The sequence below is a fragment of the Falsiroseomonas sp. HW251 genome (assembly GCF_050563545.1).
Classification (GTDB): domain Bacteria; phylum Pseudomonadota; class Alphaproteobacteria; order Acetobacterales; family Acetobacteraceae; genus Falsiroseomonas.
On the sequence record NZ_JBNXUM010000001.1, the window covers coordinates 261,737 to 273,863 of the forward strand.

Here is a 12,127-nt window from a genome sequence, read left to right on the forward strand (position 1 = left end):
CTCGCCTCCCGCGTCCCGCGCAGCCTATCCTGCGGCATGAATCGCGCCTTCGCAGCCCCCATCCATCCCGACGCCACGCTCTATGGCGCGCCGCCCTGGCGCTTCGCCGGGCGCAGCCTGACGGTGCTGGCGGAGTGCGACGGCGTCGCGGGGCTGGTGCCGGCGCCGCTAAAGCCGGTCGCCGACGTCGTCCGCTTCTCCGTGCACGAGCTGCAATGCGACCTCGGCTTCGGCTGGGACTGGGCGCAGCGCAACCCGCATCGCAGCCAGTTCCGCGAGGCCGTGGTCGGCATCGCGGTGGAGCACGAGGGCCGCATCGGCCATTGGGACCCGTTCCTCTGGACGGACGGGGATGCGGAGCTCGCGGTGGGTCGGGAGATGTATGGCTGGCCGCAGCGTCTCGGCCACATGGCGTTGACCGCGCCGCATCCGATCCGCGGCCTCGGCGTCGGCGACCATGTCGCGGGGCGGGTCGGGCGCCTGACCGAGGGCGTGTTCACCTGCGGCGTCACGCTGGACCGCGAGGGCGAGCCGGACGTGCCGCAGCCGCCCTTTGTCGGCTTCTACACCGAACGCGCGCTCCCCGATCCCGCGCGGCGGGTGCTGGTGCGGGAACTGTTCTTCTCGGAAATGCGCGAGGTGCAGGTCAGGGGCGTCTATAGCGGTCGCGCGACGCTGGAGCTGGTCGCACCCGAGCTGCGCGCGCTCGGGCCGCGGCGCGTTCTCGCTGGGAAGGTGAATGCGGTAGCCTGGGTGAAGGATGCGTCAATAATGGTGGCGCGCATTGAGAAAGCGTTTTGACGGGTCGCTGACGAAGCACCCCCACCCTTACCGTCGCCCGCTTGCGGGGGAGGGAAGGCTACAGCGCCTCGTTTCGCAACGGGCCCCGCGCGTCGCCGGCTTCGGCCATGATGCGCAGCAGGCGGCGGAGATTCGCATCCAGGGCGGCTTGCGACGATTCCAGGAACGCGGCGTCGCCGGCCAGCGCCTCGATCTCCTCGCGCGCGATCACTCCGCGGCGGACCAGCACGTCCTCCAGCGCCATCCGCCGCTGGCGCTCCGCGTGCAACTGCGCCGCCAGTTCCATCAGCAGGGACGCCAGCCGGTCCGGCGACACCTCGCGCAGGTATTCGTGGTCCGTGCCCTTCATGCCGGCTTCTCCGCCTCCAGCACGGCCCAGGGGAAGTGCCACTCCGCGCGCCTCGGCCAGCGCAGCTCGTCCAGCCGGCCCGCGCCACGCTCGTCGAACGCCACCCAGCGCGCGCCGACCAGCCCCGCCTCCACGCACATCGCGGGCAGGTCGGCGGCGATGGAGCCCGGCAGGAAGGGCTCGTTGTTGCGCTCGCCATGCTCGATCATCGCGAGGTCGCGGAAGGCATCGCCGGTCTTCGTGAAATCCAGGAAGCGCAGCAGCCCGCCCGGGGCCAGAAGACGCGCGCTCTCCTTCAGCGTCGCCATCAGCGCGGGCCGGGGCATCTCATGGATCAGCATGGTGCTGGTCACTAGGTCGAAATGCCCACCCGGCAGCCCCGTCGCCTGGCAGTCGCCCTGGCGGAACTCGATCGCGAGCCCCTGCGCGCTCGCCCTTTCGCGGGCCTTGCGAAGACATGGCGCAGCGAGGTCGAGGCCGATCACCTCGGCCAAGGGATAGGCCTTCTTCAGCGGCCAGGTTGATTTCCCGAAGCCACAGCCGAGATCGAGGATTGCGCGGTAGCTGCGCCTCGGGATCGCTGTCTGCGTAAAGGCCCGATGGAAGGTGTAGTCGTCGTTGACGCCGAGCATCACCAGCTTCGCACCGAGCTCGTAGGTATCCGCCGAGGCGTCGCTGCGCCAGACCCCACCAGGCTGAATGTGGATGTCCCAGTCCGTGTACCAGGCCGGCATTTCCAGCGCGGGGTCCAGAACCAGCGTCGCGGGGCCGTGCTCGACGCCCGCCTCGGTGGAACGCGCGGCCACCGAATCCTGCACGGCGCGCCAGAGCATCTTCTGCCCGTTGCGCTCGAGCCACGCAAACCAGGGATACGCGGGCAGCGCGTGCACGACAGGCCGCGCTTCCTTCGCCTCCGCGGGTTCCGGCGCGCCGCCCAGCGAGGCCTCGTACTGGCCGCGCAGCGCGGGGTAGAGCATGTCCGCCCAGCGCCGCCGCAGCAGCAGCGCGAAGTCCAGATGCGCCTGTTCGTCCAGCGTCCGCATCAACCCGCCTCCGATCGCCCGGCACCGAGCCTAGCGCGCGGAGGCCGCGGCGGAACAGCTAGCGGAGCAGGTGCTCCAGCACGACCATCAGCAGGACCAGCACCGCCGCCGTCCCCGCCACGGCAGGGAAGACGTAGGGGAGCTGGGGCGGATGCGCGGGGTCGTGGTTGGGATGCAGCAGGGTCATGCGCGCCGAACGCCGCCCCGCAGCTCCGGTTGCCCACCGCGGGCGGCGGCCTCAGCCCGGCTCCACCTCGCCGCCTGCCTCGACCCAGTCCTTGAAGCCGCCGAGGTTGCGCACATCGGTGTAGCCCATGTCCTTCAGCGTCTTCCCCGCCAGCGCCGACCGGCCGCCCGACGCGCAATACACGATGATGGTCTTCGCGCGATCGAAGGCCGCGTCGTGCATCGGGCTTTCCGGATCGGCGCGGAACTCGACCAGCCCGCGCGAGACATGCAGCGCGCCCTTCGCCTTGCCGGACGCCTTCACCTCCGACCCGTCGCGCACATCGACCAGCACGACGCGCGGATCGCCCGCCATCGCCTTCGCCTCGGCCGGCGCGACGCGCGGCACCGCAGCATTCGCGGCCGCGAGCATCTCCTTGACGGTGGTGGCCATGAAGTTTCCTCCGGGGTTGCAGTGGCGCGCAGGCTATCGCGCGACGGCAGGCCGATAAACCCTCCGTCCATGGGCGGCACACGCGATCGCGAAAGAGCCGGCGCAACAGTCTCCGGATTGTCACCCCGTTCCGCCGCGCGGAGGTCCAAATATCGGATCACGGCGCCATCGGCGCCGGCACCCGGAACGAGACAGACACACCCACTTGCCATGACAGCACACCAGGTGAACGAAGCCGGGCGCGCCCAGGCGCTGCGCGGCGACGATGCGCTCGCGCGCGCGGCCGGCGATATCGCCGCACCACGCCGGCGCCTGCTGGCGGGGCTGCGCGACGCGCATGCCGAGGCCTGCGCCCGCATCGCGCGGCTGCGCGGTCAGCAGGACGCGCTGCCCGCGCGGCTGCGCGGTCAGCAGGACGCGCTGCCCGCGCGGCTGCTGGCGGAGGCGGAGGAACAGCTCCGCCGTATCGAACTGCTGCTCGCGCTGCTGCGCGAAAGGCCGCGGCCGTCCGGCCCGCGCGACCCCGCGCCGGCCACGACGGCAACGCTTGCGGCGGAGGAACGCGCCGGCGCGGCCGAAGCGCGGCGCCTGCGCGACATGGCGACGCTGGCGGAGCAGCACCTGGCGGCGCGCCTGCTCGACCTCACGGCCGAGGAGCGCGACGCGACGGCGCGGCTGATGGAGGCGCGGCTACACTAGCCGCCGCAGCGCCTCGCAAACCTGCCCGAGCTGCCCGTCGGTCATCTCGGGGAACATCGGCAGGCTCATCACCTCGCCCGCCGCGCGCGCGGTCTCGGCGCAACCCGCGGGGCCCATAGCGACGCGGCCGGCATAGGCGGGCTGCAGATGGACGGGCTGGGGGTAGTGGATCGCGGTGGCGACGCCCTCGGCCCGCAGCCGCGCCATCAGCGAGGCGCGCTCACTCACCCGCAGCACGTACTGGTGGAAGACATGCCCTGCGCCCGCGCGGCGCATCGGCGCGGCCAGGCTGCCGCCGGACAGCGCAGCGTCATAGGCCGCCGCGATCGCCTGGCGGCGCGCGTTGTTGGCGTCCAGCACCGTCAGCTTCACCCGCAGAATCGCGGCCTGCAGCTCATCGAGGCGGGAGTTCACGCCGACATCGGCGCTGATGTAGCGCTCCTTCCAGCCGTATTGCCGGATCGCGCCGATGCGGTCGGCGAGCGTCTGGTCGTCGGTGGTCAGCACGCCGCCATCGCCGAGCGCGCCGAGGTTCTTCGTGGGGTAGAGCGAGTAGCAGGCGACGCGGCCCATGTTGCCGACCTTGACGTTGTCGAGCGTCGCGCCGTGGGCCTGGGAGCAATCCTCGATCACCGCCACGCCGTGACGCGCGCAGGCCTCCAGCATCGGCTTCAGGTCGCAGGACTGGCCATAGAGATGCACGGGGATCACCGCACGGATCGGCGGCAGGCCCGGCGGCGGATCGTCCAGCACGGCGACAAGCTCGTCGGGGTCCATGGTGTAGGTATCGGGATCGATGTCGAGCAGCAGCGGCGTCGCGCCCACCATCTCGATCGCGGCGACCGTCGCGACCGCGGTGTGGGACACCGTGACCACCGTGGCGCCCGGCCCGATGCCGAGCCCCCGCAGCGCCAGCGTCAGCGCATCCGTCCCGTTGGCGCAGCCGATGGCGCGGGCGGCCCCCTGCCACGCCGCGTATTCCTTCTCGAAGGCTTCGCCTTCCTTGCCGAGGATGTACCAGCCGGATGCCAGCGCGCGCGCGACGGCGGCGTCGATGGCGTCCTTCTGGGCGCGGTAGCCCGCGCCGGGATCGGCCTGCGGGACGGTGATGGTGGTGGCATTCATGATGAGCGTCCCCTTTACGCCGTGTATTCCGCGAGCCGCGGGCGATACCACTCGAGCAAGCGCTTCAGGCCTTCATCCACCGCCACCCGCGGCCACCAGCCCGTGGCGGCGCGGAAGGCGCGGTCGTCGGCGGCGAAGCTGCCGATGTCGATCGGCGCGCGGTCGGCCGGAAATTCCTTCGTCTCGAACCGACCCTTGCCGCCATTCGCCGCGATCAGCTTCTCCGCGAGATCCAGCAGCGACAGCGGCGGCGCCCCGCCGATGTTGAAGACCTTGCCGCCGACCTGCGGCTCATGCGCATGGCGCGCCGCGCGCAGGAAGGCCTCAACCACGTCGTCGAGATAGGTGAGGTCGCGCAGCTGGTCACCGCCCCAGACCTCGAAGGGCTCGCCTTCCAGTACCTTGCGGATCCAGATGCCGAGGAAGGTCTGCCGCGCGTCCTTGATGCGCAGCCGCGGGCCGTAGCAGTTGGTCAGGCGCAGCGACACGACGGGGCGCCCATGCACGCGGTTCTCCAGCAGCCAGTACTGCTCGCCCGCCCATTTCGAGACGCCGTTGGCGTCGGGCGGGTTGACGGTGTGCTTCTCGTCCACCGGGAGGTATTGCGGCCGGCCGTAGAACTGCCGCGTCGAGGCGTGCACGACGACCGCCTTGGGGGCGGCTTCCCGCATCACGCCGATCAGCCGGACCTGCGCGACGGCGTTGATCGCGATGTCGGCCACGGGATCGCGCTGGCCGCCCATGTGGCTGGTCTGCGCCGCCATGTTGAACAGCACGTCGATGCCCTGGCAGAGGCTGTGCAGCTCGGCGTCGCGGATGTCGCCGCGCACCAGCATCACGTTGCTGCCCTCGAGGTTCAGCGGGCTCGCCCCGCCGTCGGGCATCATGGCGTCGAGTGCCACGACGCGCGCCCCTTCGGCGGCCAGCGCATGGCACAGGCCGCTGCCCAGGAACCCCGCGCCCCCCGTCACCAAGACGCGCTTGCCGCGCCAGCCTTCCGTCAGCATCCCGCTACCTCGTCCTGCCGCTCGGGCGGCAAGCCCATACATGCAAGGCGATTGAGGCGGAAGCGCGTCCGCTCCCCGGCGGCGGCAAGGCCCTTCGCCATGGTTCCGTCATCACCCCTCGTGCCGGTCCTTCCGCCCGCGGTCGAGATGGCGCTCCTCATGACCGCCGCGCCGCGCGCGCATGATCTCGGCGAAGCCGAAGAGCAGCATGAGCTGGCCGGCCACGACCTCCAGGCTCGACAGCACGCGGATGCCGTCGTCATGCGGCTGGATGTCGCCATAGCCGACCGTGGACAGCGTCACGACGGAAAAGTGCAGCGCGTCGGAGTAGGTCAGTCGCATCGGCCCGCCAGGCCCGGTGAACAGCGCCACCACCGAAAGCCCGTCGGCGATGCGGTAGGCCGCGGCGAAGCCCACGATCAGCAGCGCATACAGCATCAGGAAGGCGGTCGCCGGCACCACGAGATGGCGCAGCCTGGCGGAGATCTCGTGCATGATGAGCGCGACATCGACCAGCAGGCGCACCACGTCGCGCTCCGCCAGGGCGACGATCAGTGCGATCGCCCCCATGGCGCCGATCAGCGCGGCGGCCTGGGCACCGGCGTCCATGCGGTTGATCGGCAGGACGAAGCAGACCAGGCCGATCATCCCGCTGAACAGCAGCCAGCGCGCGCTGTGGGACAGCGTGTCCAGATCCTGCTCGGCCTGGTGGCTGACGATCGCCGCCATCTCCCGCCGCCGCCACCAGCTCATGCCGAGGAAGGCCAGCATCGGCATGAGGAAGGCGACCGCGCGGGCGGCGTCGGGGGCGCCCGGGAACTGCGCGCGGCCCAGCACGACGAAGAGCGTGGCGTAGAGCACCAGCCCGGCCGTGGTGCCGATCGCGAAATGCACCCCGCGGGGAAACAGCCAGTAGAGGAAGCCGAGCCCGAGCCCCGCGCTCGCGACGACCGAGGCCGGCAGCAGCCAGCCCGCATCGCCCACCCCCCAGGCCACCAGCACCGCCGCCGAGAAGGAGAAGGCGGTCGCGCGCAGCCAGGAGAGCAGCCGGGGCATCCCCCGGCGCGGGCGCGGCGGAATGGTCACGGGGCCAGCGCCACCCCGGTGATCTCCACCTTCCACGACGGATCGACCAGCGGCGCCTGGATGGTCATCCGGGCGGGCTTGTGGCCGGGATCGAGCCAGGCGTCCCAGGCCCGGTTCATCGCCGCCGCGTCGCCGATATCGGCCAGCACCACGGTGGCCGAGAGCAGCGCGCGCTTGTCCGTCCCCGCCTCGGCCAGCAGGGCGTCGATCTGGCGGAGGATGTCGGCGGTCTGCGCTTCGGCATCTGCGGTGGCGTCGTCGGCCACCTGGCCGGCCAGCCAGATCAGGCCGCCGCCCACCACGGCGCCGGACAGGCGCGCCTCCTCGGCGATTCGGCGGATGGTCATGCTTCCCTCCGGTTGCGGGTCATGGTTGATGCTGCCCGACCGGGAGCCCGATATGAAGCCGTTCCTCGACACGCTGATCCTGTCCAGCCGGTGGCTGCTGGCCGTGTTCTTCGTCGGCCTGATGTTCGCGCTGGCCGTCTATGCCGCGCGCTTCGTCTACAAGCTCGGCAAGTTCGCCAGGGACGTCTTCGCCAGCGACGACAACCGGATCCTGATCGACCTGCTCCACCTCCTGGATTCGGCGCTGGTGGCGTCGCTCGTGGTGATGGTGGCACTCGCCTCCTATGACAGCCTGGTCTCGCGGATCGGCGGGGACACCGCGACGAGGATCTCCTGGGTGTCGAACGTCGATCCCGGCAACCTGAAGATCAAGCTCTCCACGGCGCTGATCGCGATCTCCGCGATCCACCTGCTGCAGATCGTCATGCAGGTCAGCGACTACGACGACCGCTCCATCATCTGGGCGGTGACGATCCACGGCATGTTCCTGCTCGGGATCCTGGCGCTGGGCATCCTGGATCGGCTGACGGCCGGGTCGAAGAAGAAGGAGTAGGCGGGTTCAGCCCGCCAGGTGCGGCCGCCGGATCGCCCTCTGCAGCAGCCCGTCCACCGGCCCCGTCACCACCGACACCGCCCAGGCCAGCCCCGCCGTCAGCACGATGGCAGGGCCGGATGGCAGGTCGAGCCAATAGGACGCCAGCAGTCCCGCGAAGGCCGAGACCGCGGCGATCCCCACCGCCGCATAGGCCAGCCCCGAGAGTTGCCGCGCCCAGTGCCGCGACGCGACCGCGGGCAGCATCATCAGCCCCACCGCCATCAGCGTCCCCATGGCCTGGAAGGCGGCCAGCACGTTCAGCACGACCAGCGCCAGGAACAGCATGTGCCACAGCCCGCCGCGAGCGCCTTCGGCCCGCGCGAAGGCCGGATCGAAGGTCTCGAGCGCGAGCGGCCGCCAGGCCAGCGCCAGCGCCGGCAGCGTCACCGTCGCCGCGCCGGCCATCAGCCACAGCGCCTCGTCATCCACCCCCAGCACCTGGCCGAAGAGCAGGTGGGTCAGATCAGCCGCATCCCCCCGCAGCGACACCAGCGCCACGCCGAGCGCCAGCGCGATGAGGTAGAGCGCGGTCAGCGCGGCGTCCTCGCGCCCGCCGGTCGCGCGCGACAGGGCGCCGGCGCCGAGCGCGACCGCCAGCCCCGCGAGCAGGCCCCCCAGCGACATCGCGGGCACCGAGGCGCCCGCCAGCAGGAAGCCCGCCGCGATCCCGGGCGTGACGCCATGCGCCAGCACCTCCGCCGTCAGGCTGGTCCGGCGCAGCATCAGGAAGACGCCGAGGACCGGCGCGCCGACCGCCAGCGCCAGGCAGCCCACCAGGGCGCGGCGGAGGAAGCCGAATTCGACAAAGGGGGCGAGAAGCTCCGTCACGCCGCGCAGGCCGGCGCCGCCTCGTCCCAGGCCTCGGCCATCATCCGCGCCTTGAGCCGGTTGGCGGCGCTCAGCACCTCTGCCGTCGGGCCCATCGCGATCTTCTCGCGCGCCAGAAGCAGGCAATCCGGGAATTCCTCCCGCACGAGATCCAGGTCGTGCAGCACCGCGACGACCGTCCGGCCTTCCCCGTGCCAGCGGCGCACCATCGCCAGCAGGTCGGCGGCGGTGCGGGCGTCCACGGCGTTGAAGGGCTCGTCCAGCAGGATCAGGTCGGCGTCCTGCACCAGCAGCCGGGCGAACAGCAGGCGCTGGAACTGGCCGGCCGACATCTCGCCGACCGGCCGCGTCTCGAAGCCGCGAAGGCCGACGGCCTCCAGCGCCCCGGCCGCGCGGTCGCGGTCCGCGGCGGAGGCGCCGCGGAAGGCCCCGAGCCTCGACCACAGCCCCTGCAGCACCACGTCGCGGCAGAGGATCGGGAAGCTCCGGTCCATCCCGGACTGCTGAGGCAGCAGGGCGATGCGGGCCGAGCGGCCATCCCCGCAGGTGACGCGGACCTGGCCCTCGTCGCAGGGATGCAGACCGGCGACCGCGCGCAGCAGCGTCGTCTTGCCCGCGCCGTTCGGCCCGACCAGGGCGGTCAGGCTGCCCGGCGCGAAGCGCGCCGAGAGGTGATGCACCGCGGGATGCCGCCGGTGCGCCGCCGTCAGATGCTCGATCGCGAGTTCCGGACCCCGCATCGCGGTCAGACCGCCATGGCCCAGGCCACGGCCAGCCACAGGACGGCCAGCACCACCGCGGCCAGCGCCAGGCGGGATCCCGCGCCGGCGGACAGGTCGAGCGGGTTGGCGAGAGCGCGGCGGGCCATGGTTATCTTATAACGTAGCATCCCCCGGCTGGGCAAAGCCTCTTCCGGCCATTACCTCCGCACCCCATGCAGGGCAGCCCTCTCCTCCCCCCGCCGGACCCGGACGCCGAGCTGCGGCGCAACCTGGTCCGCCACCGGGCGCTCGCCACCGGCCTGCTCTGCGGCATGGGCGGCCTGCTGGTCGGCACCTACTCCCTGCCCCCGGGCTACTGGACGGAGCTGCTGCAGGCTTCCGCCAAGGCCGGCGTGGTGGGGGGCATCGCGGACTGGTTCGCGGTCACCGCCCTGTTCCGCCATCCGCTCGGCCTGCCCATCCCGCACACCGCCATCATCCCGAACCAGAAGGAGAGGCTCGGCGCCGGCCTCGGCCGCTTCGTCGCCAACCATGTCTTCACCGAGGACGAGGTGCGCCGCGTCCTCGCCCGCCTCGACCTCGCGCGGATCATGCGCGACTTCCTCCGCGACGAGGAGGCGGTGAAGCCGGCGGCGCTGGCCATGGCCGGCCTGATGCCGCGCGTCGTGCGCACGCTGGAGGACGGGCGGGCGAAGAAGCTGCTGGCGCGCGTGATCCCGCGCCTGGCCGGCGGGCCGGGCGCCGCGCAGCTGATCGCACGGACGCTCACCACCCTGCTCGAGGGCGGCCACCACCAGGAGGTCTTCAACCTCGCGGTCGGGCAGATCAAGACGCTGCTGATCGCCAAGGAGGACCAGCTCAAGGACGCGATCCAGGCGCGCGTCCGCGCCGAGGGCGGGCCGCTCGTCGGCTGGATCGCGGGTGCGGCCATCGCGCGCCGGGTGCTGGGCGCGATCAACGCCGAACTCGACCGCGTCGAGCCCGGCGACAGCGACCTCAGGCGCGCCTTCGAGGCCTGGGTGCGCGACGAGATCGCGCGCATGCAGACCGACCCCGAGCGAGCGGCCGCGATCGGCCGCGCTGTGCGCCAGGCGCTGGCGCATCCCGCGGTCTCCGCCTGGCTCGGCGATGTCTGGGGCCGGCTGCGGGACGCCATCCTGGCCGATGCCGCGAACCCCGAGGGGCGCACGGTCCAGGCCATCGCCGGCTTGCTCGGCAATCTCGGCCGCGTGCTGGAGGAGGACGAGGCCGCCCGCGCCCGGCTCAACCGCGCGGCCGAGGGCGTGCTGATGACGCTTCTGCCGAATGCGCGGTCCCGCCTGTCCGACTTCATCGCCGGCGTGGTCGCGAACTGGGACACCGCGACGGTGACCGAGAAGATCGAGCTGCGCGTGGGCAAGGACCTGCAATATGTGCGCGTCAACGGGACGCTGGTCGGGTTCCTGGTCGGCGGGGCGCTGTTCGCGCTGCTGACGGCGCTGTTCGGGAAGGTGGCGGTGTAGGCATCAAGGTGCCCGACCCCATTCCCCTGTCTTTCCCTCTCCCCCCGACAGGGGGGAGAGGGTCGCGCAGCCTTGGCGCGCAGCGCCTAGGGGGAGCGGGTGAGGGGGGCGCGCGAAGCGCTGGCAGCGCTGCGCCGGCAAGCTTTGCGACCCCCTCACCCATGCCTCTCCCCGCCTTACTCCTCCCGCAACACCCGCAACGCCTCCGTCCTCACCGGCTCCGGCAGCTCCTGCAGCGCCGACGCGACGCGCTTTAGCACCAGCCGCGTCGCGTGCAGCCGGTCCACCAGGTCGAGCGCGACCGACACGCCCTCGTCGTTCACGCCCATGGCCTCCCGCAGGTCGCGCACCAGGCGGGCGCGGGCGAGGTCGGCTTCCTCGAACCCCTCCCGCCGGACGATCCAGCCGGATTCCACGAACATCTCGAGCGTCGACTCGTCCAGCCGCGCGCGCATCAGGAACTCGCGGGTCTCGATCATGCGAATCTCCCCTGCCGAGGATCCGCTGCCTTGCCGGCCTCCCAGCCCTCCACGAAGGCTTCGAGATCAGGGTCCGGCGTGTCCGGCAGCACCACCTGCAGCGTGACGTAGCAATCCCCGGCGGTGCCGTCCGCGCGCTTCACGCCGCGGCCGCGTAGGCGCAGCACGCTGCCGGTGTTGGATCCCTTCGGCACGTTCAGCATCACCGCGCCGGCGGGCGTCGGCACCTCCACCTTGCCGCCCAGCACGGCCTCCCGCAGCGAGACCGGGAGATCCAGGTGGATGTCGTCGCCCTTGCGCGTGAAGTGCCGGTGCGGGCCGACCTCGATCTCGACCAGCAGGTCGCCATCGGGCCCGCCGCCCATGCCCTTGCCGCCCTTGCCGCGCAGCCGCAGCACCTGGCCGTCGCGCGTGCCGGCCGGGACCGTGACGTCGATGGTCGTCCCGTCCGGCAGCGTCAGCCGCTTCGTTGCCCCGTTCACCGCATCGAGGAAATCGAGCGCGAGCCGCCCCTGCACGTCCTGCCCGCGCATGCGGATGGTCCGCCCGCCGCGCGCGCCGGCGCCGCCGCGGCCGAAAAGCTGCGACAGCAGCTCGTCGTCCAGGATGTCCTCGTAGCCGCCGGCGCCGCCATAGGCCTCGGCCCCCGGCCGCTCCGCGAAGTCGCGGTAGAAATGCTCCTGCGGCGGCGGGCGCTCGTTGCCGGCGGCGTCGATCTCGCCCCGGTCGAAGCGGGCGCGCTTCTCGGGGTCGCCGACGATGTCGTTGGCGGCGGCGACGCGCTTGAACTTCTCCTCCGCCGCCCTGTCGCCGGGATTGAGGTCGGGGTGCAGCTTCCGCGCGAGCTTGCGGTACGCCTTGCGGATGTCGTCCTGCGACGCGTCGCGCTTCACCCCGAGGATGTCATAGGGGTCGTCGGCCAATC

At 71.9% G+C, this 12,127-nt stretch carries 17 protein-coding genes; 4 read left to right on the forward strand and 13 right to left on the reverse strand.

Annotated features, from left to right (window positions below; genetic code table 11):
- Positions 1-36 precede the first annotated feature (36 nt).
- Entirely contained in the window at positions 37-801 is a 765-nt protein-coding gene (locus tag ACLF3M_RS01295; RefSeq protein ID WP_430655027.1) for an acetoacetate decarboxylase family protein, read from the forward strand.
- Positions 802-859: 58 nt separating this feature from the next.
- Here ACLF3M_RS01295 and ACLF3M_RS01300 read toward each other — a convergent pair whose 3' ends face one another.
- The 4 genes from ACLF3M_RS01300 to ACLF3M_RS01315 are packed head-to-tail and all read right to left on the reverse strand — an operon-like array spanning position 860 to position 2,812.
- Positions 860-1,150 carry a hypothetical protein gene (locus ACLF3M_RS01300; RefSeq protein ID WP_430655028.1) on the reverse strand — a complete coding sequence of 97 codons (291 nt, stop codon included), beginning with the start codon at positions 1,148-1,150 and terminating at the stop codon, positions 860-862.
- Positions 1,147-2,193, reverse strand: a complete 1,047-nt coding sequence (locus tag ACLF3M_RS01305; RefSeq protein WP_430655029.1) for a class I SAM-dependent methyltransferase — start codon at positions 2,191-2,193, stop codon at positions 1,147-1,149. Before ACLF3M_RS01305 ends, ACLF3M_RS01300 begins: the two co-directional genes overlap by 4 nt.
- 58 nt (positions 2,194-2,251) lie before the next feature.
- On the reverse strand, positions 2,252-2,380 hold the full coding sequence (locus ACLF3M_RS01310; RefSeq protein ID WP_430655030.1) for a hypothetical protein: 129 nt from the start codon (positions 2,378-2,380) through the stop codon (positions 2,252-2,254).
- Positions 2,381-2,431: 51 nt separating this feature from the next.
- Positions 2,432-2,812, reverse strand: coding sequence for a rhodanese-like domain-containing protein (locus tag ACLF3M_RS01315; RefSeq protein ID WP_430655031.1), 381 nt, complete (start codon positions 2,810-2,812; stop codon positions 2,432-2,434).
- A gap of 210 nt (positions 2,813-3,022) precedes the next feature.
- Here ACLF3M_RS01315 and ACLF3M_RS01320 point away from each other — a divergent pair, with 210 nt between their 5' ends.
- The gene (locus ACLF3M_RS01320) at positions 3,023-3,511 is read left to right on the forward strand and encodes a hypothetical protein (RefSeq protein WP_430655032.1); all 489 of its coding nucleotides are present in this window, start codon (positions 3,023-3,025) and stop codon (positions 3,509-3,511) included.
- Here ACLF3M_RS01320 and ACLF3M_RS01325 read toward each other — a convergent pair.
- From ACLF3M_RS01325 to ACLF3M_RS01340, 4 genes are all read right to left on the reverse strand, one after another.
- Positions 3,503-4,636: a DegT/DnrJ/EryC1/StrS family aminotransferase gene (locus ACLF3M_RS01325; protein WP_430655033.1), complete on the reverse strand. Its 1,134-nt coding sequence runs from the start codon at positions 4,634-4,636 to the stop codon at positions 3,503-3,505. The genes ACLF3M_RS01320 and ACLF3M_RS01325 overlap by 9 nt on opposite strands.
- Positions 4,637-4,650: 14 nt before the next feature.
- A complete protein-coding gene (locus ACLF3M_RS01330) occupies positions 4,651-5,643 on the reverse strand; it encodes an NAD-dependent epimerase/dehydratase family protein (protein WP_430655034.1) in 993 nt (330 codons plus the stop codon).
- Positions 5,644-5,754: 111 nt separating this feature from the next.
- Positions 5,755-6,699: a potassium channel family protein gene (locus ACLF3M_RS01335; RefSeq protein ID WP_430655035.1), complete on the reverse strand. Its 945-nt coding sequence runs from the start codon at positions 6,697-6,699 to the stop codon at positions 5,755-5,757.
- Between the two features lie 26 nt (positions 6,700-6,725).
- On the reverse strand, positions 6,726-7,076 hold the full coding sequence (locus tag ACLF3M_RS01340; RefSeq protein WP_430655036.1) for a RidA family protein: 351 nt from the start codon (positions 7,074-7,076) through the stop codon (positions 6,726-6,728).
- 52 nt (positions 7,077-7,128) lie between these two features.
- Between ACLF3M_RS01340 and ACLF3M_RS01345 the strand changes: the two genes are divergently transcribed.
- The gene (locus tag ACLF3M_RS01345; RefSeq protein ID WP_430655037.1) at positions 7,129-7,629 is read left to right on the forward strand and encodes a YqhA family protein; all 501 of its coding nucleotides are present in this window, start codon (positions 7,129-7,131) and stop codon (positions 7,627-7,629) included.
- Between the two features lie 6 nt (positions 7,630-7,635).
- Here ACLF3M_RS01345 and ACLF3M_RS01350 read toward each other — a convergent pair whose 3' ends face one another.
- From ACLF3M_RS01350 to ACLF3M_RS01360, 3 genes are read right to left on the reverse strand one after another with little or no spacing between them, the layout of a single operon-like run.
- Positions 7,636-8,499 carry a metal ABC transporter permease gene (locus ACLF3M_RS01350; RefSeq protein ID WP_430655038.1) on the reverse strand — a complete coding sequence of 288 codons (864 nt, stop codon included), beginning with the start codon at positions 8,497-8,499 and terminating at the stop codon, positions 7,636-7,638.
- On the reverse strand, positions 8,496-9,239 hold the full coding sequence (locus ACLF3M_RS01355) for a metal ABC transporter ATP-binding protein (RefSeq protein WP_430655039.1): 744 nt from the start codon (positions 9,237-9,239) through the stop codon (positions 8,496-8,498). Before ACLF3M_RS01355 ends, ACLF3M_RS01350 begins: the two co-directional genes overlap by 4 nt.
- A 5-nt stretch (positions 9,240-9,244) precedes the next feature.
- Positions 9,245-9,367, reverse strand: a complete 123-nt coding sequence (locus tag ACLF3M_RS01360) for a hypothetical protein (protein ID WP_430655040.1) — start codon at positions 9,365-9,367, stop codon at positions 9,245-9,247.
- Positions 9,368-9,433: 66 nt separating this feature from the next.
- Here ACLF3M_RS01360 and ACLF3M_RS01365 point away from each other — a divergent pair, with 66 nt between their 5' ends.
- Complete coding sequence (locus tag ACLF3M_RS01365; protein ID WP_430655041.1) at positions 9,434-10,723, forward strand: DUF445 domain-containing protein; 1,290 nt, start codon at positions 9,434-9,436, stop codon at positions 10,721-10,723.
- A 176-nt stretch (positions 10,724-10,899) separates the two neighbouring features.
- Here the strand turns inward: ACLF3M_RS01365 and ACLF3M_RS01370 are convergent, their stop codons facing one another.
- Both ACLF3M_RS01370 and ACLF3M_RS01375 read right to left on the reverse strand, forming a co-directional pair.
- Positions 10,900-11,202: a hypothetical protein gene (locus ACLF3M_RS01370; protein WP_430655042.1), complete on the reverse strand. Its 303-nt coding sequence runs from the start codon at positions 11,200-11,202 to the stop codon at positions 10,900-10,902.
- Positions 11,199-12,125, reverse strand: coding sequence for a DnaJ C-terminal domain-containing protein (locus ACLF3M_RS01375; protein WP_430655043.1), 927 nt, complete (start codon positions 12,123-12,125; stop codon positions 11,199-11,201). The genes ACLF3M_RS01370 and ACLF3M_RS01375 overlap by 4 nt, the downstream gene beginning before the upstream one ends.
- Between the last annotated feature and the right edge of the window lie 2 nt (positions 12,126-12,127).

Bases quoted from the DNA above. Each gene is read 5' to 3' on its own strand.
- ACLF3M_RS01295 (WP_430655027.1), top strand. From the start codon at position 37: ATGAATCGCGCCTTCGCAGCCCCCATCCATCCCGACGCCACGCTCTAT.
- ACLF3M_RS01300 (WP_430655028.1), bottom strand. From the start codon at position 1,150: ATGAAGGGCACGGACCACGAATACCTGCGCGAGGTGTCGCCGGACCGG.
- ACLF3M_RS01305 (WP_430655029.1), bottom strand. From the start codon at position 2,193: ATGCGGACGCTGGACGAACAGGCGCATCTGGACTTCGCGCTGCTGCTG.
- ACLF3M_RS01310 (WP_430655030.1), bottom strand. From the start codon at position 2,380: ATGACCCTGCTGCATCCCAACCACGACCCCGCGCATCCGCCCCAGCTC.
- ACLF3M_RS01315 (WP_430655031.1), bottom strand. From the start codon at position 2,812: ATGGCCACCACCGTCAAGGAGATGCTCGCGGCCGCGAATGCTGCGGTG.
- ACLF3M_RS01320 (WP_430655032.1), top strand. From the start codon at position 3,023: ATGACAGCACACCAGGTGAACGAAGCCGGGCGCGCCCAGGCGCTGCGC.
- ACLF3M_RS01325 (WP_430655033.1), bottom strand. From the start codon at position 4,636: ATGAATGCCACCACCATCACCGTCCCGCAGGCCGATCCCGGCGCGGGC.
- ACLF3M_RS01330 (WP_430655034.1), bottom strand. From the start codon at position 5,643: ATGCTGACGGAAGGCTGGCGCGGCAAGCGCGTCTTGGTGACGGGGGGC.
- ACLF3M_RS01335 (WP_430655035.1), bottom strand. From the start codon at position 6,699: ATGCCCCGGCTGCTCTCCTGGCTGCGCGCGACCGCCTTCTCCTTCTCG.
- ACLF3M_RS01340 (WP_430655036.1), bottom strand. From the start codon at position 7,076: ATGACCATCCGCCGAATCGCCGAGGAGGCGCGCCTGTCCGGCGCCGTG.
- ACLF3M_RS01345 (WP_430655037.1), top strand. From the start codon at position 7,129: ATGAAGCCGTTCCTCGACACGCTGATCCTGTCCAGCCGGTGGCTGCTG.
- ACLF3M_RS01355 (WP_430655039.1), bottom strand. From the start codon at position 9,239: ATGCGGGGTCCGGAACTCGCGATCGAGCATCTGACGGCGGCGCACCGG.
- ACLF3M_RS01360 (WP_430655040.1), bottom strand. From the start codon at position 9,367: ATGGCCCGCCGCGCTCTCGCCAACCCGCTCGACCTGTCCGCCGGCGCG.
- ACLF3M_RS01365 (WP_430655041.1), top strand. From the start codon at position 9,434: ATGCAGGGCAGCCCTCTCCTCCCCCCGCCGGACCCGGACGCCGAGCTG.
- ACLF3M_RS01370 (WP_430655042.1), bottom strand. From the start codon at position 11,202: ATGATCGAGACCCGCGAGTTCCTGATGCGCGCGCGGCTGGACGAGTCG.